Origin of the sequence: Allobosea sp. AAP35, assembly GCF_001295925.1 — a bacterium.
In the GTDB taxonomy this organism is placed as follows: Bacteria; Pseudomonadota; Alphaproteobacteria; order Rhizobiales; family Beijerinckiaceae; genus Allobosea.
The window spans coordinates 1-16,812 of record NZ_LJHQ01000040.1 but is presented as its reverse complement, the minus strand read 5'-3'; the positions used below and the strand labels follow the sequence as shown (position 1 = coordinate 16,812).

The 16,812-nt window shown below is 66.3% G+C and carries 16 protein-coding genes; 7 read left to right on the top strand and 9 right to left on the bottom strand.

The window, feature by feature from the left end; all coding sequences use genetic code 11:
* Positions 1 to 15 precede the first annotated feature (15 nt).
* A complete protein-coding gene (locus IP69_RS13920; protein ID WP_248306836.1) occupies positions 16 to 354 on the top strand; it encodes an SUF system Fe-S cluster assembly protein in 339 nt (112 codons plus the stop codon).
* Positions 355 to 367: 13 nt separating this feature from the next.
* Here the strand turns inward: IP69_RS13920 and IP69_RS13915 are convergent, their stop codons facing one another.
* Positions 368 to 700, bottom strand: coding sequence for a hypothetical protein (locus IP69_RS13915; RefSeq protein ID WP_156323462.1), 333 nt, complete (start codon positions 698 to 700; stop codon positions 368 to 370).
* A 171-nt stretch (positions 701 to 871) separates the two neighbouring features.
* Here IP69_RS13915 and IP69_RS13910 point away from each other — a divergent pair, with 171 nt between their 5' ends.
* Positions 872 to 1,759, top strand: coding sequence for a PhzF family phenazine biosynthesis protein (locus tag IP69_RS13910; protein ID WP_054143432.1), 888 nt, complete (start codon positions 872 to 874; stop codon positions 1,757 to 1,759).
* Between the two features lie 3 nt (positions 1,760 to 1,762).
* Here the strand turns inward: IP69_RS13910 and IP69_RS13905 are convergent, their stop codons facing one another.
* A complete protein-coding gene (locus tag IP69_RS13905; protein WP_197279883.1) occupies positions 1,763 to 2,839 on the bottom strand; it encodes a malate/lactate/ureidoglycolate dehydrogenase in 1,077 nt (358 codons plus the stop codon).
* Between the two features lie 203 nt (positions 2,840 to 3,042).
* On the opposite strand from IP69_RS13905, the gene IP69_RS13900 reads away from it, so the two are divergent.
* The gene (locus tag IP69_RS13900) at positions 3,043 to 3,429 is read left to right on the top strand and encodes an iron-sulfur cluster assembly accessory protein (RefSeq protein ID WP_054143430.1); all 387 of its coding nucleotides are present in this window, start codon (positions 3,043 to 3,045) and stop codon (positions 3,427 to 3,429) included.
* Positions 3,430 to 3,449: 20 nt separating this feature from the next.
* On the opposite strand, the gene IP69_RS13895 is transcribed toward IP69_RS13900, so the two are convergent.
* Together IP69_RS13895 and IP69_RS13890 are read right to left on the bottom strand one after the other, a co-directional pair.
* Entirely contained in the window at positions 3,450 to 4,538 is a 1,089-nt protein-coding gene (locus IP69_RS13895; protein WP_197279880.1) for a GGDEF domain-containing protein, read from the bottom strand.
* 169 nt (positions 4,539 to 4,707) lie between these two features.
* On the bottom strand, positions 4,708 to 6,297 hold the full coding sequence (locus IP69_RS13890; RefSeq protein ID WP_054143428.1) for a DEAD/DEAH box helicase: 1,590 nt from the start codon (positions 6,295 to 6,297) through the stop codon (positions 4,708 to 4,710).
* Positions 6,298 to 6,460: 163 nt separating this feature from the next.
* Between IP69_RS13890 and IP69_RS13885 the strand changes: the two genes are divergently transcribed.
* Positions 6,461 to 7,156 (top strand): alpha/beta fold hydrolase, encoded by a 696-nt coding sequence (locus IP69_RS13885; RefSeq protein ID WP_054143427.1) that lies wholly within the window; start codon positions 6,461 to 6,463, stop codon positions 7,154 to 7,156.
* Between the two features lie 3 nt (positions 7,157 to 7,159).
* On the opposite strand, the gene IP69_RS13880 is transcribed toward IP69_RS13885, so the two are convergent.
* Positions 7,160 to 7,417 (bottom strand): hypothetical protein, encoded by a 258-nt coding sequence (locus tag IP69_RS13880; RefSeq protein ID WP_156323461.1) that lies wholly within the window; start codon positions 7,415 to 7,417, stop codon positions 7,160 to 7,162.
* Positions 7,418 to 7,531: 114 nt separating this feature from the next.
* On the bottom strand, positions 7,532 to 9,667 hold the full coding sequence (gene parE / locus IP69_RS13875; protein WP_082359317.1) for a DNA topoisomerase IV subunit B: 2,136 nt from the start codon (positions 9,665 to 9,667) through the stop codon (positions 7,532 to 7,534).
* A gap of 274 nt (positions 9,668 to 9,941) precedes the next feature.
* On the opposite strand from parE, the gene IP69_RS13870 reads away from it, so the two are divergent.
* On the top strand, positions 9,942 to 10,157 hold the full coding sequence (locus IP69_RS13870) for a hypothetical protein (protein ID WP_054143425.1): 216 nt from the start codon (positions 9,942 to 9,944) through the stop codon (positions 10,155 to 10,157).
* A 135-nt stretch (positions 10,158 to 10,292) separates the two neighbouring features.
* Complete coding sequence (locus IP69_RS13865) at positions 10,293 to 11,753, top strand: hypothetical protein (protein ID WP_197279878.1); 1,461 nt, start codon at positions 10,293 to 10,295, stop codon at positions 11,751 to 11,753.
* Here the strand turns inward: IP69_RS13865 and IP69_RS13860 are convergent.
* From IP69_RS13860 to IP69_RS13850, 3 genes are all read right to left on the bottom strand, one after another.
* Complete coding sequence (locus tag IP69_RS13860) at positions 11,724 to 12,863, bottom strand: glycosyltransferase (protein WP_082359316.1); 1,140 nt, start codon at positions 12,861 to 12,863, stop codon at positions 11,724 to 11,726. The genes IP69_RS13865 and IP69_RS13860 overlap by 30 nt on opposite strands.
* 245 nt (positions 12,864 to 13,108) lie before the next feature.
* Positions 13,109 to 14,518: a type I glutamate--ammonia ligase gene (gene glnA, locus IP69_RS13855; RefSeq protein WP_054143423.1), complete on the bottom strand. Its 1,410-nt coding sequence runs from the start codon at positions 14,516 to 14,518 to the stop codon at positions 13,109 to 13,111.
* Positions 14,519 to 14,611: 93 nt separating this feature from the next.
* Positions 14,612 to 14,950 carry a P-II family nitrogen regulator gene (locus IP69_RS13850; RefSeq protein ID WP_054143422.1) on the bottom strand — a complete coding sequence of 113 codons (339 nt, stop codon included), beginning with the start codon at positions 14,948 to 14,950 and terminating at the stop codon, positions 14,612 to 14,614.
* 304 nt (positions 14,951 to 15,254) lie between these two features.
* Between IP69_RS13850 and IP69_RS13845 the strand changes: the two genes are divergently transcribed.
* Positions 15,255 to 16,781 carry a bifunctional ADP-dependent NAD(P)H-hydrate dehydratase/NAD(P)H-hydrate epimerase gene (locus tag IP69_RS13845; protein ID WP_054143421.1) on the top strand — a complete coding sequence of 509 codons (1,527 nt, stop codon included), beginning with the start codon at positions 15,255 to 15,257 and terminating at the stop codon, positions 16,779 to 16,781.
* Positions 16,782 to 16,812 lie beyond the last annotated feature (31 nt).

Here is a 16,812-nt window from a genome sequence, read left to right as displayed (position 1 = left end):
CCGAACGCCCCGACCATGGGTGCCGGCACCGGCTTGGCCCCGGAGGAGATCGACCGCCTGACTGACGACATCATCGCGGCGCTGAAGACGGTCTACGATCCGGAAATCCCGTCCGACATCTATGAGCTCGGGCTGATCTACCGCGTCGACATCGCCGACGACCGCCAGGTCGCAATCGACATGACCCTGACCGCGCCCGGCTGCCCCGTGGCCGGCGAGATGCCGGGCTGGGTCGAGAATGCGGTCTCGACCGTGCAGGGCGTCGCAGGCGTCACCGTCAACATGACCTTCGACCCGCCCTGGGACCAGTCGCGCATGTCCGACGAGGCCAGGGTCGCGCTCGACATGTGGTGAGGCTGGACGACGCTTACTCCTGCGCCGTCTTCGAGCCATCGCGGTCGCGCCCGTGGCCGTTACCGCTGGTGGCGTCGCCATCGCCCGAGAGCACAACGGGATTGGCGCTGCTGAGGCCATCCTCGTTGGGGCTCCTGGCGCCTTCACCGTACTGGCCGGCGGCGTCCTGCCGGATGCGGTCTCCGCTGGCGCCGGATTCAGGCGTATAGGGCGCCTGCGGGCCAGTCGGATGCGCCGAATCCGGGCTGGGACCCGGGCGCGTCTGCGCCTCTTCGCCGGGCTGGCCAGGGCGGCGGGGTGTGTTGTATCCGGGCTTGTCGAGGGGCTTCCCCGTTTCGTTCGTCATGGCCACCATCTCCGTTGCTCGTGTCGAGGGAGAACCGAGGCGCGCAGCCTTCGTTCCGTCAGCCTGATCATCGGCTGTGATCGAATGCATCTGTGAGCGTGATTATCGCCGCGTCGGGATCGGTGGCATCAAGGCGACCGGACCGCGCCTCTCGCGCGGGAGGAGCCCACCATGCGAAAATTTGCCTATGAGACCGTCGACGTCTTCACGGAAGCCCGCTTCGGCGGAAACCAGCTCGCCGTCTTCACCGATGCCCGAGGCCTGAGCGATTCAGAGATGCAGTCGCTGGCCGGCGAGATGAACTACAGCGAAACGACCTTCGTGCTGCCGCCCGTCGATCCCGCCAACACCGCCAGGGTCCGCATCTTCACCCGCACCCATGAGATGCCCTTCGCCGGACATCCCAATGTCGGCACGGCCTTCGTCCTGGCTCGCCATGGCCGCGACAGCGGCGGGCTGCTGCGCTTCGAGGAGATCGCGGGTCTGGTCGAGGTCAAGGTCGCCCGCAATTGCGCCGGCGAAATCACCGGCACCACCATCGCGGCCCCGCAGCCGCTCTCGACCGGGGTCGAACTGCCGCCGACGGCGATCGCCGCCTGCGCCGGCCTGGCGCCCTCTGACATCCTGGTCGGCAACCACCAGCCCATCCGCGCCTCGGTCGGCGTGCATTTCGTTCTGGCGGAGGTCGCCGCCGATGCCCTGCCGCGGGCCACGCCCGACCTGGGCCAGTTCCGCGCCCTGCGTGATGCCACGCGGGGTCTGGAAGGCCGCCTGTCACTCTTCCTTTATGTCCGCGACGGGCAGTCGATCCGCGCGCGCATGTTCGCGCCGATCAGCGGCACCTGGGAGGATCCGGCGACCGGCAGCGCCAGCGCCACATTGGCGACCCTGCTGCTCTCGCTGGACGGCGGCGACAGCGCGAGCTTCACGCTGACCCAGGGCGTCGAGATGGGCCGTCCCAGCCTCTTGCATCTGACGGCTCAGCGCGGCAGCGACGGCATCCGCGCCACCGTCGGCGGCGCCTGCGTGCCGGTGTTTCGCGGCGAGGCGCTGCTGTAGCCGTCAGTATCTCTCCGCGTCCAGCCCATGCGCCGCGGCGGCGGCCTTGATCTGCGACCAGGTCTCGTCGTCGAGGGGGATACCGTCGCGTGTGCGGGCGATCCGCGTGGCGCGCTCCTTTTCGCCCGGCGTCAGCACCGGGTCGGCCGGGTCCTGCGGCTTGGCGGCGCGTACGAAGGCAAGGTAGCTCTCGACGCGGTCCTTGCGCAGCGCGGCATCGGGTTCGAGCCGCGCCGGATCGATCACGATCCCGAAGAGCGAGTTGAGGATCCAGCTCCTGGCCGGCTTCTGGTCGATACGCGCCGCGCCCATCAGGCCCGCCGAGAGCAGTTCCGCGATCAGCGCCAGGCCGGCGCCCTTGTGGTCGCCGAAGGGCAGGAGGGCACCCAATGTTTCGTCGCCGGCGATGCCGTGGAGAAAGACATGCCGGGGCTCAGTCGTCGGCCGGCCTTGCCCGTCGATGATGTAGCCGGGCGGCACCGCCTCGCCCTTGTTGAGCGCGACGCGGGCCTTGCCATGAGCCATCCGGCTGGTGGCGAAATCCAGGATGATCGGATCGCCGCCCGGCACGGGAATGCCGATCGCATGCGGGTTGGTACCAAAGCGCGCCTCCTTCGCGGCGTGGGGCGCAACGATCGGTGGGCGGCCGGCGACATTGACCCAGAACAGGGAGATCAAGCCATGTTCAGCCGCAGCCTCTGCATAATGGCCGATACGCCCGATATGGTGCGCGTCGAGCAGGTTGAGGATGGCGACGCCCCCCGCCTTGGCCATCGCGGCCGCCTGCTCAACGGCGTTGCGGGCGGCAGGCTGGCCAAGCGCGACGCCCGCATCGATGATCAGGAAGGGCGCGGCGTCGAGCCTCGCCTTCGGTTTGGCTTGAGGCGACAGGTTCCCATCCGCGAGCGATTGGAAATAGAGCGGCAGCATGCCGACGCCGTGGCTGTCATGGCCGCTGAGATTGGCGAGCACGAGGTGATCGGCGGTTTCGCGGGCCTCCTCCAAGGTCCAGCCGGCTGCTGTGACCATATCCGTGACGAGTGCGCGCAGTGCGTGCGGGCTGTGGGTACGGTAAGCCATGATTGTATCGCTGAAACTGAATGAGGCCGGACGGTTGCACGAGAGATGCGGCGCCACAGTGCATGGGCCCGCAAACCACGCAAGATCGTGCCAGACGTTGGTGCCCTGCGTCGCCACGCCTCGACCTTTTCGTCGGCAATCCTTATGTAGGAGTGTGCAATCTTGCTTCATCGGGCCTTGAACCCGATCGGGGAGGGACGACGATGTTTTCGATACCCGGCCTGAAGGTCGTTTCACTGACAGATGCCGCCGCCGCGCGCATTCGCGAGATCATGGCGCAATCGGCGGGCGAGACGCCGGCACTCGGCCTGCGCGTCGGCGTCAAGAAGGGCGGCTGCGCCGGCATGGAATACACCTTCGAGGTCGCGCGCGAGGCCGCCAAGGGCGACGAGATCGTCACCGAGAAGGACGCCACCGTCATTGTCGATGCCAAGGCGGTGCTCTTCCTCCTGGGCACGGAACTGGACTTCAGGACCGACCGCTTCTCCTCGACCTTCGTGTTCAACAACCCCAACCAGGTCTCAGCCTGCGGTTGCGGCGAATCGGTCGAGATCAAGCTGCAAGCGGAGCGCGCGCCGGCGGCGCATTGAGCGGCGCTGACGCGCCCGCGTCACGCGACGTGGCTGGTGGCCTCAATGGCGTCTTCGGTCACCGTGCGGTTGCGGCCGGTGCGCTTGGCCGCCATCAGCGCCTGATCGGCGCGATCGGTTAAAGACGCTGCCGTATCGCCCCGGGCATAGCTCGCCACTCCCAGCGAAATGGTGATGCGGCCGAGATTCTCATTGGTCGAGCGCTTGACCAGTTCGCGCGTGAGCAGGGCCTGGCGCACAGTTTCCGCGCCGAACTTGCCGGCGATCACATCGGCATCAGGCAGAATGATGGCGAATTCCTCGCCGCCGAAGCGCGTGATGATCGCCTTGTCCTTGAACTTGTCCTTCATCGTGCGCGCGACGAGGCGCAGCACCTGATCGCCCGTGAGGTGGCCATGAGCGTCGTTGAACTGCTTGAAGAAGTCGATATCGGCCATCACCAGGGCAAAGGGCTCGCGCCGCAAGGTCGCCTGGTCGATCGATTTCTGCAGCATCTCCTCGAAATGGCGGCGGTTGGCAAGCCCGGTCAGCGGGTCGGTGAGGGCCTCCGCCCGCGTCGATTCGAGCGCCTCGCGCAGATTGCGAATCTCGTTGGAAGAGTCGCGCAACTGCGCTTCCAGCCTCGTCTTGCGAGTGACCTCCTCGCGGGTCGACATCACCAATGCCTCGACCCATTCACGCAGCTTCTGCCGATCCGCGGGCGGCGGCACATCTTCGGACATCGCGCTCAGGCGGCCGTGATAACGCTCGCTTGAGTCCAGCGCCTTGTCGACCAGCGACATCAGCCCATCGATTTCGCCCAACACCTGGAGGCTGGTGCGCTCGGCATGCCGCGCCAGCCGCTCCGTGCTGATGAAACGGTCGTAAAGCGTATCGATGTCGGCGGCGCCCACCTTGGCGTCGCTGCCGGTGATAATGGCCTGCATCGCCAGGGTGATGGCCGGCATCTCACCGCTGAGATGGGCGTACCAGACCTCGAACGCGCGCGGATAGCTCGGCGACTGGTGTTGTCGCATGGCGGCGACCACGCGTTCGGCGAGGTCGTCCGACAGATGAGGGGGCGGCTCGCAATCGCTCATGCCAACAGTCCAGACGCGGGACTGGGTCATGGCCGTTGCCATGACAGCCCCGATTGAAATCGAAGCGGGGACATTTTGTCCGCATCAATGGCGGCATGCGCCCGTCCATGTTCGCGGCTCTCCGCGCCCACAAGTTGACCTTAGGCGAGGTTGGTTAAAATGCCGTTGATGATGGCAGCGACTTGGTCAGGACGCTGCTTCAGCCGACCCTGACAGGACGGAGCAGGAAGGCCGGGACGTGGTCGCCCAGGCCCTTGACCTTGGGACCGTCGTCATCGTCGCGCCGACGAGGCTCGGGCCGCTCGGATCGCGCTTCGCCGCCGCGCGGCGGCCTGCCGGGACGCGGCTCGGCCGCGCGTTCGGGTCGGGCTGAAACAGGCGCCGAGGGAGCGGCGGCAACGGCTGCGGCGGGGGGGGCTTCGCCCCTGATCTTCGTGCGGGTCGGCCCGTCAGCGGCCGGGCGGCGACGCGGCGCGGCGTCATCCTCGGATGCGACACGCTCGACCCGGATCGGGCGCGGCGTTTCGGGCTCGACCGCCCGCGGGCTGCGCTCGGAGCGACCACGACCGCGCTCGCCACCCCGGCTGGAACGGCTGTCGTCGCCGCGTCCGCCGCGGCTGCTCGGGCGATCCTCGCGGGGCGCTCCGGGCGGAAGAGCCTCGAGGCTTCGGCCCTCATCCCAGGAGATCGCCTGGCCCATCAGCTTCTCGATCGCGGCGACGAGCTTCTCGTCATGCTTGGTCACGATCGTGAAGGACGCGCCCTCGCGTCCGGCGCGGCCGGTGCGGCCGATCCGGTGGACGTAATCCTCGGCATGGGTTGGCACGTCGTAGTTGAAGACGTGGCTGACGGCGGGGATGTCCAACCCGCGCGCCGCGACATCGCTGGCTACCAGGATCGGGTTCTCGCCGGTGCGGAAGGATTCCAGCGCCGCCATGCGCGCATACTGGTCCATGTCGCCATGCAGAGAAACGGCCGGAAGGCCATGTTTCAGCAGGGATTTATGCAATGTCGCGACATCGCGCTTGCGGTTGCAGAATACGATCGCGTTCTGCAGGTCCTTCGCATTCTTGATCAACTGGCGCAGCGTTTCGCGCTTTTCGAAATCCTGCCCGTTGGAGGCGATCAGCCGCTGCGTGATGGTTGCGGCGGCGGTGGCCGGACGCGAGGCTTCGATGCGGATCGGGTTGTGCAGGAACTGCTCGCTGATGCGCGTGATCTCGGGCGGCATCGTCGCGGTGAAGAACAGGGTCTGGCGCGTGAAGGGCACCAGCTTGCAGACGCGTTCGATGTCGGGGATGAAGCCCATGTCGAGCATGCGGTCGGCCTCGTCGATGACGAGCAATTCGACGCCGGTCAAAAGCAGCTTTCCGCGCTCGACATGGTCGAGCAGGCGGCCGGGCGTCGCGATCAGCACATCGACGCCGCGGGTGATCTTGGCGTCCTGGTCGCCGAAGGATACGCCGCCGATGAGCAGCGCGACCGAGAGCTTCTGGTTGACGCCGTAGCGTGTGAAGTTCTCCTCGACCTGCGCGGCGAGTTCGCGCGTCGGCTCGAGGATCAGCGTGCGGGGCATCCTGGCGCGGGCGCGGCCGTTCTCCAGGATCGTCAGCATGGGAAGGGTGAAGGCGGCGGTCTTGCCCGTGCCGGTCTGGGCGATGCCCAGCACGTCGCGGCGGGCGAGGACATGGGGAATAGCCTGGGCCTGGATCGGGGTCGGGGTGGTGTAGCCTGCGGTCGTGACGGCTGTCAGAACCTTTTCACTCAGGCCGAGTTCGGCGAATGACATCGATGGTTGCGCTTCTTTTAGGGTCGGTGACACGTAGCGGGATGACCTACTCAACCGCGACGGTGGCGCGACTTCTCTTTCCTGCGCGCCTTCGGACCCGTGTCCCATGCAGAAAAAGCAGGGCAAAGTCAATAAACTAGACCTCGAGGAGCCTTGCAGACCGATGACCGAACCCCTTGTCCTGATCCCGGGCCTGAGTTGCGATGCCAGCCTCTATGCGCCGCAATGCCCGGCGCTGGCTCCCGGCCGGCCGATCCTGGTGGCGCAGCACGACCAGGACGAGAGCCTTGCCGGCCTCGTCGCGCGCCTGCTCGCGGTCGCGCCGGCGCGTTTTGCGCTGTGCGGCCTCTCGATGGGCGGCTATGCCGCCTTCGAAGTGATGCGCCAGGCGCCGGAGCGGGTGACGCGACTCGCCTTGCTCGACACCAGCGCCAAACCGGCGACACCGGAGACCAATGCGCCACGCGAGCAGATGATTGCCCTGGCCGAGAGGGGCGCCTTCGACAATGTCACGACTTTGCTCTGGCAAAAGCTGGTCGCGCCGGACCGTCTGGCCGACGAACCCTTGCGCCTGAGCGTGCGCGCGATGGCCGAACGGATCGGCGCCGGCGGTTTCGTCCGTCAGCAACGCGCGATCATGGGCCGGCCGGATTCGCGGCCGGGGCTCGCGGCGATCAAGGTGCCGACGCTCGTTCTGGTCGGCGAGGAGGACCTGATCACGCCTCCGGCCGAGGCGCATGAGATATCCAGTGGCATCGGTGCCCCCGCGCGGCTGGTCACCATCCCCGGTTGCGGCCATCTCTCGACGCTGGAGCAGCCAGATCGAGTGACGCGCGAACTGCTGGCCTGGCTCGCCTGAGCTTCAGCGCGGCAGAATGCAAGGGTCGAGCTTCGTTTCGCTGACGGCCTTGCGGAGGGATCCGGTCGTCATCGGGTCGCCGTTCCTTCCGGAAGCTGCGGCCGCCACCTTCGCCAGCCGGTCGCGGTCGAACTGCTCTGTCCGCGTGGCGACAAGATTGGCGGCGAGAAGCGAGAGCAACCCGATCGCTGCACCCGCCTTCGCGACATCGGCGACCATGGAGCCGCGCTGGTTCTTCAAGAACAGATCGATGAGCCGCATCCGGCGCTCCCGCGTGTCGGGACGCATGCTGGCGCCCTTCGAGAGCGACCATGGGGTATCAGCCGTAAAAAGAGGGTTAGCAGACCGTTGCGCGGGACGATGACATCGCGGAAATCACAGATCGATCAGCTCGCCCGCGAAGGCCGCCCGCTCCTGGATGAACAGGAAGCGCGCTTCCGGCTTGTTGCCCATGAGCCGCTCGACCACGTCAGCCGTCTCCTCGCGGGCCTCGTGCTCGACCATGACCTTGAGCAGGATCCGCCTGGCCGGATCCATCGTGGTCTCCTTGAGCTGGGCCGGCATCATTTCGCCCAGGCCCTTGAAGCGGCTGATCTCGGGTTTCTTTCCCTTGAACACCGAAGCAATCAGCTCGTCCTTGTGGAGATCGTTGCGGGCATAGACCGATTTGCCGCCATGCTGGAGCCGGTAGAGCGGCGGCACGGCAAGATAGAGATGCCCCTTCTCGATCAGCCGCGGCATCTGGCGCCAGAAGAAGGTGACCAAGAGCGAAGCGATATGGGCGCCGTCAACATCGGCGTCGGTCATCACAATGACCTTCTCGTAGCGGAGGTCGTCCTCGCGGAACTGGCTGCCTATGCCGCAGCCCAGCGCCAGGATTAGATCCGCAAGCTGCTGATTGGCATTGAGCTTCTCGCGCGTCGCATTGGCGACGTTGAGGATCTTGCCGCGCAGCGGCAGGATCGCCTGCGTCGCGCGGTTGCGCGCCTGCTTGGCCGAGCCGCCGGCCGAATCGCCCTCGACGATGAAGATCTCCGAGCCCGCCGCACCCGCATTGCTGCAATCGGCAAGCTTGCCGGGCAATCTCAGCTTCTTGGTCGCGGTCTTGCGCGAGACTTCCTTTTCGAGCCGGCGGCGCAGGCGCTCATCCGCCCGATCGACCGACCAGTCGAGCAGCTTGAGCGCCTGCTGCGGTGCCTGGGCGAGCCAGTGGTCGAAGGCGTCGCGCACCGCGTTCTCGACGATGCGGGAGGCCTCCAGCGTCGCCAGCTTGTCCTTGGTCTGGCCCTGGAATTCGGGCTCGCGGATGAAGACCGAGAGCATCGCCGCGCAGGTCGCCATCACGTCGTCGGAGGTGACCTGCGCCATGCGCTTGGACTGGCCGATGCGCTCGGCGTGGTCGCGCAAGCCGCGTAGTAGGGCGATGCGCAACCCCTGCTCATGGGTGCCGCCCTCGGGCGTGGGAATCGTGTTGCAATAGGATGACGAGAAGCCGTCCTCGCCGGTCGCCAGCCAGGCGATCGCCCATTCCAGCGAGCCGTGGCTGCCGGGCCTGGTGATCTTGCCGGCAAAGATCGGCTCGGCGACGAGATCCTTGCCCTCGATCTCGCGCGACAGGTAATCGCGCAAGCCGCCGGGAAATTTGAACACCGCCTCTGCGGCGACATCGCCCTCGGGGTTCAGCAGGCTCGGCGCGCAGCGCCAGCGAATCTCGACGCCGCCGAAGAGATAGGCCTTCGAGCGCGCCATTCTGAACAGCCGCGCCGGCACGAAATGGGCGGCCTCGCCGAAGATCTGCGGATCGGGATGGAAGCGCACGCGCGTCCCGCGCCGGTTGGCCACGGCCCCGACGGTCTCCAGCGGTCCCTGCGGCAGGCCGCGAGAGAAAACCTGACGATACAGCGTCTTGCCGCGTGCGACCTCGACCTCGAGGCGGTCGGACAGCGCGTTGACCACCGACACGCCGACGCCGTGCAGGCCGCCGGAGGTCTCATAGGCCTTGGAATCGAATTTGCCGCCGGCATGCAGCGTCGTCATGATGACTTCGAGCGCCGATTTCCCGGGGAACTTTGGATGCGGATCGACGGGGATGCCGCGGCCGTTGTCGGTCACCGCGATCGATCCGTCGTCGAGCACTTCGACATCGATGAAACTGGCGTGGCCCGCCACCGCCTCATCCATGGCGTTGTCGATCACTTCAGCGAAGAGATGATGCAAAGCACGCTCGTCGGTGCCGCCGATATACATGCCGGGCCGGCGCCGCACGGGCTCCAATCCCTCCAGCACCTCGATCGCGGAGGCGTCGTAACCCGTCTCCGAAAGTGTGCCGTTGCGCGGCGGCGTCGGGGCTGTGGGCTGGGCAAGCCGTGTGCTTGCCGAATCGGTCTCCGATGCCCCGGGTCGGGACGTTGTCGCGCGGGCCGGAGCCCCCGATCGCGGCGACGCGAGCGCCGGAGCGGCCGTCGCCGGCTGCTCCGCATCGGTGCCGAATAGATCGCCGTGCTCCGCCATCGTGTCCGCAGGTCCTGTGATTCGCCGTCTTGAACTCTATCGCAGATGCATCCGCGCTCATGCAGTCGCACCGATGCGGCTTAGCCGCGCTGCGGCTCTTCCTACAGGGAAGGGCGCGCCGATGAAATCTCCGCGTCATCACGAGGTCATGCGGAACCACACACTGGAGCAAGACGGAACCGATGGGCCTAGGCCACCTTAGCGCTTCAAGGGTCCGAAATCGGAATCGAGAATCGCAGGGGGGCCATGGCCGCTCCCGGGCCATGATCAAAACATGCAGGGGGATATCGTGGCGTCAGGGGCATGGGTGCCGAATCTCAGATCGGCAGGGCTGGAGCGGGTCGCGCGCTCTGCCGGCGAGGCGTTCGGACATGAGGACATGCCGGTGCTCCCGCGCTGGCGTTGGACCAGGCTTCATACCATGCGTTACCCGGCCATGATGTGTGGCGTGGCGATGGTGACGGTCGTGTCGATCCTCGCTCTGGCCTGATGCTGCGCTGACCGCATAGCGGAAAATCAACCTTTGCAGCCCAGGGTTCCGCCCCGGGGTTCGCCTCGCGTCGCGGCCCGTTGGGCCACGGCGCGCCGCGTGTTGGCCTCCGATACCAAGCGAGAGTAGAGCGCGATGGCGCAACTGGCGGCAGCAGGCGCCTATTTTTATCAGGCCGCCCTGGCGCTGGGGCTGGTCGTCGCCATCTCGCGGCTTTTGCCGGCGGCCGACTACACGGTCTATTCCTTCTTCATCGCGATCAGCCAGTTCGGCGCCATTCTCGCATTCGAGTGGATCCGCTTTGCCTGCAGCCGGTTCTATCCCGGCCCGTCCGTCGCCAGCGAAACGGCGGAGCGTCATGCGATGCGGTTCGGCTGCCTCGTCAGCGCAATCGCTTCCGTCGCCATAGGGCTGGTGGCCTGGCGCCTCGGGTTGCCAGGGGATATGGCGTTGATGGGCACCTGCGTTGCCATCTTTCAAGGCAGCTCCGATCTGCATCTCTCGATGCTACGGTTCCGAATCGCGTTTCGGGCGTTCTCGTGGTTGCAGAGTGCGCGCGCGACGATTCTGACCGCCGCCACATTGGCGGGAGCGGTCCTTGGTCAGACGGTGTTCTGGGCCATGGCTGGGCTGCTGGCTGGGTATTGTCTGTATGGTGTCGTCCTGATCGGCTTCACGCGCGGCATCGGCGGCCGGCTCGTAGCCCCGGACCTGGCTCTGGTTCGCAAACATCTCGTCTATGGCAGCGTGTCGGCCGGCGCCTCCGTGGCTTCGCTGCTGGCACCGATCGGCCTCAAGGCAATTCTGACGGCGGTGCTGGGCGCTCAAGCCGCGGCTGGTGCCCTGCTGGCGATCGATCTGCTGCAGCGGCCCTTCATCATGATGGTCCAGGCCGTTCAGGGAACATGCTATCCGCACATCGTCGCGCTGTATGACCGTGTGCCGCGTGGCGATGACTTCGACCGCTCGCTGGGGCAGTATTACGGCCTGCTGACGGGGCTGACTCTGATGACCGCGGCCGGTCTGCTGGCGGTCCTGGGACCTGCCGTACCGTTTCTGATTGCCGGCGATCTGCAAGCCGGGTTTCTGCAGGCAGCACCTTTCGTCATCGCGATTGCCGCGATGCGCGCGCTGATCCAGACGATGCTGCCGACGCCAGCCCATCTCACGCGCCGCCTGCCGGTCATTCTCCTGCTGGCGGTGGCCGACTGCGTGCTGTTGAACATCGCGGCCCTGCTTGCGATGAGCGGGTTCGGCTTCACCGGTATCATCCTTCTGGCAGGCGCGACGGTGGGCGCCGCCCTGGCCATGCTGCCGGGTCTGGTGCTGTTGCGGACCCTGCCGTTCCGGCTGCCATGGTTGCCGCTGGCGCTGGCCGCGACAGCTCTGGCAGTCGCAATACGGCAGTTGGACGGAACCGGCGCCCTTTCGGTCTCGGCCCTGGCCGGGTTGGCCGTCATCGGCCTCCTGTGCCTCGCGGCGTTGTGGCTTCTGTTTCGCGGCATGCGCAGCGCCCAGCTCCAGCCGGCCGCCCCGACAGCCGCTCGCGTCGAAACCCGATCGATGCTAGCCGGCCGCGATCCGGTCGTAGAATGACAGATGGGCGAGAGCCGCGTCGTCCCATGACGCGGCCAGGTCCACCGCCGACGCCTCGGCCCGATGGGCATGGGCAGCAAGGACCGCATCGGCAAATGTCTCCGGCTCCGCATCGACGGGGCACAGAACCGTGGCCGCATTGTCGATCTTGGCGTGCAGCGCCGGAGCCAGATCGAACTCGTCGGCTCTTTCGGGCGGCGTCGAGACCAGGGGGGTGGCGAGCTGGCTGACAGCCAGGAAGCTGCTGCGGCGCGTGCTGATCCCGTCCGTGAACGGAAGCAAAAAAACGTCCGCCGCGGACAGGGTTTCCATCAATTCGCTCTGATCGTCGATCCGGCCCCGGAAATCGAGCCAGTCGATAACCCCGAGCTCAGCTGCCAGTCCCAGAAAGGCGTCGCGGTCCTGAGGCTTGTCCCAGAGGAAGTCGCCGCAGACGAGAAGCCGCGCCTTCGTCCCGCGCCGATGCAGGGCCTGGATCACCCTCAGAAGCATGTCAGGGCGCTTGCTGGCGTACAGCACGCCGAAATAGCCGATGACGAGGTCGGCTTGCGTCGCTCCCTGGCCGCGCACGCGATCACGCTCCTGCATGACGCGACGCGGGTCGATCCGCGAAGGCATGATGTTGGGCCCGATAGGAATGACGGTCGCTGCCGCCTTGCGCGCTGTGCCGACGAGCGGCGTCTTGAGGAAGCTTTCGCGCTGCTGTCGCGACACGAAGATGAACCCGTCCGTCGCCAGGATGTCGGGCACCATCGACAGATAACGCAGACGGTTGAGCGAGGCCCATTCATGCAGCGTCGTCACGATCCGGCCGCGACGCGTCATCAGCCGCGCGGCCATCAGCGCCGAACCCGGCAGGAGCGCATTGCCCCATCCTTCGATCGGCAGCTGGAAATGCGCGATCTGCCCCTCGCGCAGGACATCGGCGATCGCTCCGACGAAGGCCGCCGGCCTGTCGGGTTCGATCATGCGCAGGGTCACGAAGCCGGGGCGCTGCCGATCGATCGCTTCGGCCAGCCGCTGGGCGTAGTCCATGACGGCGCATGTCATGGGTCGCGCCGAGCCGAAGATGACGACGCCGGGGGTCGCCACGGGGGAGGATGAAGGCATGCGTCCCTGGAATCCGACAGGAGGCTCGGCCTGATTCTATGGCACGAGATTGCTAAGTTTGCGTTCAGCCGGACGCGACGGCCAGCCGCCAACCGGCTGACTTGCGGTAACCCTGTCCGCCCCTTGCGGTAGGCTTCCAAGACACAAAAAAGCCGGGGCTGTGACGCCCCGGCTATTGAGTTAGACCGCGAAACGCACGGTCGGGAGGAAGCTCGCGGCCGGCCGTGAAGGCTCAGCCGAAACCCTCAATAGGAGTAGTACATCGCGAACTCGACCGGGTGCGGCGTCATCTCGAAGCGCGCCACATCCTGCATCTTGAGTTCGATATAGCTCTCGATGAAGTCGTCGTTGAAGACGCCGCCGGCCTTGAGATAGGCGTTGTCCTTCTTGAGCGAATCCAGTGCTTCGCGCAGCGAACCGCAGACCGTCGGGATCTTCTTCAGCTCGCGCGGCGGCAGGTCGTAGAGGTCCTTGTCCATGGCGGGACCCGGATCGATCTTGTTGATGATGCCGTCGAGGCCGGCCATCAGCATCGCGGCGAAGGCGAGATAGGGGTTTGCCATCGGATCGGGGAACCGAACCTCGACGCGCTTGGCCTTCGGCGAGGTCGTCCACGGAATACGGCAGGAGGCCGAGCGGTTGCGCGCCGAATAGGCAAGCAGCACCGGAGCCTCATAGCCCGGGACGAGGCGCTTGTAGGAGTTCGTCGACGGATTGGTGAAGGCGTTCAGGGACTTGGCGTGCTTGATGATGCCGCCGATGTACCACAGGCACTCCTGCGACAGGTCGGCGTACTTGTTGCCGGCCATGATCGGCTTGCCGCCCTTCCAGATCGACTGGTGGACATGCATGCCCGAGCCGTTGTCGCCATAGATGGGCTTGGGCATGAAGGTCGCGGTCTTGCCGTAGCTCTGCGCGACATTGTGGATCGCGTATTTGTAGACCTGCATGGTGTCGGCCATGTGGGTCAGCGTGTCGAACTTCAGGCCAAGCTCGTGCTGGGCGGAGGCGACCTCGTGATGGTGCTTCTCGACCTTGGCGCCCATGGCCGCCATGGCAGCCAGCATCTCGCCGCGCATGTCCTGCGCCGAATCCTGCGGCGGGACGGGGAAGTAGCCGCCCTTGGTGGCGATGCGGTGGCCGAGATTGCCACCCTCATAATCGGTCATGCCGTTGATGGGCAGCTCGACATTGTCGAGCTTGAAGCCGGTATTATAAGGGTCGGCAGCAATCTTGACGTCGTCGAAGACGAAGAACTCGGCCTCGGGGCCGATGAAGACCGTGTCGCCGATGCCGGTCGACTTGAGATAGGCCTCGGCCTTCTTGGCCATGCCGCGCGGGTCGCGACCATAGGGCTCGCCGGTCGCCGGCTCGAGCACGTCGCAGGTGATGACCATGGTCGCGGCCGAGAAGAACGGGTCCATGCAGGCCGTCGTCGGATCCGGCATCAGCAGCATGTCGGACTCATTGATCGCCTTCCAGCCGGCGATCGAGGAGCCGTCGAACATCGTGCCCTCGGCGAAGATGTCCTCGTCGATCATGGTGACGTCGAACGTCACATGCTGCCACTTGCCGCGCGGGTCGGTGAAGCGGAAATCGACATATTTGACGTCGTTGTCCTTGATCGCCTTGAGGACATCCTTGGCGTTCTTCATCTCAGCATTCCTCTTGTGGTCGTTTATCAACTCATTGATCCCTGGGGTCGCTCGACCTCCGGATCACCGAACTCTCAGGGCACGGGTTGAGCCTCAGATCGCGTCCGCGCCGGTTTCGCCGGTACGGATGCGGATCGCCCCCTCCACCGTCGATACAAAAATCTTGCCATCGCCGATGCGGCCGGTCTGGGCGGCCTTCATGATCGCTTCGATGGCGCCCTCGACCATCTCGTCGGAGAGCACGATCTCGATCTTCACCTTCGGCAGGAAATCGACGACATATTCGGCCCCGCGATAGAGCTCGGTATGGCCCTTCTGCCGCCCGAAGCCCTTGGCTTCGAGGACGGTGATGCCCTGCAGGCCGACTTCCTGAAGCGCTTCCTTCACTTCATCCAGCTTGAAGGGCTTGATGATCGCTTCGATCTTCTTCATGGGCCGACCGACCTCCCTCTGTCATCGCACCGGATTCCAGCATGACGCCGGAACCGTCTTCCTCCGCCATCCCGCCCGAACGACCGACCCTGCACAATGAGACCGGACCGATCGGAGCACTCGTCGGCTCGTTACCTTGCTCATAGCATCGGCGCTTGTCTCTCGCTACGCGGCAGCCCACGGACGTCTGCGCGATGATGATGCAGAAATCAGCTGATAAAATAGCCAAAAGCCTCTTATGTGTGCATATCGAGGATGGAGCGTTCTCCTTGCCGCCGCAAGCCCTGTCGCCGATGATGCGCCGATGAGCGTCCCTGCCATCACCGACCTTGCCCTCCTCGACGTCGCCGGCATGGCCGCCGCCGATGCAAGCGCGATTGCCGCCGGGACGCCCGGTGCCGTGCTCATGGAGCGGGCGGGGAAGGCGGTCGCGGACGCGGTCGATCGGCGCACGCCGCCTGGCGCGCGAATCCTCGTGCTATGCGGCCCCGGCAATAATGGAGGCGACGGTTTTGTCGCAGCGCGTCTCCTGGCCCGGCGCGGACGGCCGGTAACACTGGGCTTGGTGGGGGACCGCGACAGGCTGGCCGGCGACGCCGCTACCATGGCGCAGCTGTGGACAGGCTCGGTCGAACCGATCGCGGGGATCGTCCCCGAAGCTTATGGGCTGATCGTCGACGCACTGTTTGGCGCCGGTCTCACGCGGCCCCTCGACGGCGAGGTCGCGTTAGCGGTCGAAGCTGTCACCGCCTCAGGGCGGCCGGTGGTCGCGGTCGACGTTCCCAGCGGCCTGTCGGGCGATACAGGTCGTCACGATGGCGCCGTCATCCGCGCGACCGAAACCGTGACCTTTTTTCGCCCGAAGCCGGGCCATCTGCTATTGCCGGGCCGCGCTCTGTGCGGGACGCTGACCTTGGCTGATATCGGCATCGGCATCGAGCACGGCTTCCCGCCGGACCGGCCGGCCTTCATGTTCCGCAACGCGCCGATGCTGTGGCAGGCGGAGTGGCCGATTCACGCGGCCGACACGCACAAGTTTCGGCGCGGCACCGTTCTGGTCGTCGCGGGCGGATTGGAGGGCGTCGGTGCCCCTCGGCTGGGCGCGCGTGCGGCGTTGCGCGTTGGTGCAGGTCTGGTGACAATCGCCTGTCCGCCAGAAACTCTCAGCGCCCATGCCGCACGTGGGCCCGACGCGCTGATGCAACGCTCGGTCGCCGATGGCGAGGCGTTGGGCCGGGTGCTGGCGCAACCTCGGTTGTCCGCCGTGTTGATCGGGCCGGCGCTGGGGCTCGACGCGCGCGCGCGCGAGGCTGTGGCGGCCGTGCTGCGAACCGAAAGGCCCGCCGTTTTCGATGCCGACGCGCTGACCCTGATCGCACAATCGGGCTCCTTGCTTCATGGCTTGCGGCGTCGAGGCGCCGCAAGCGTCATGACCCCGCATGAAGGCGAGTTTGCGCGGTTGTTTGGATCCGTCGAGGATATTGTCCAAGCGGATTCGAAGCTCGCGAAAGCCCGGCGCGCGGCCGCCCACAGCGGTGCGGTCATCGTCCTAAAGGGCTCTGACACGGTGATCGCCTGCCCCAACGGTCGGGCAGCGATCAACACCACGGGAACGCCCGCGCTCGCAACCGCTGGTTCGGGCGACGTTCTCGGCGGATTGATCGCCGGTCTGCTGGCGCAGGGCATGCCGGCCTTCGAGGCCGCCTGCGCGGCAGTCTGGCTGCACGGTCGGACTGGCGAGGTCTTGGGTCCAGGGCTGATCGCGGATGATCTGCCCGAGGCGGCGGCTCGTCTCCTCGCGGAGGCTATGTCAAGCGCCGCGCCCGGCTAAAACGCGAGCGGCCCGCCTCCGGAGGAGGCGG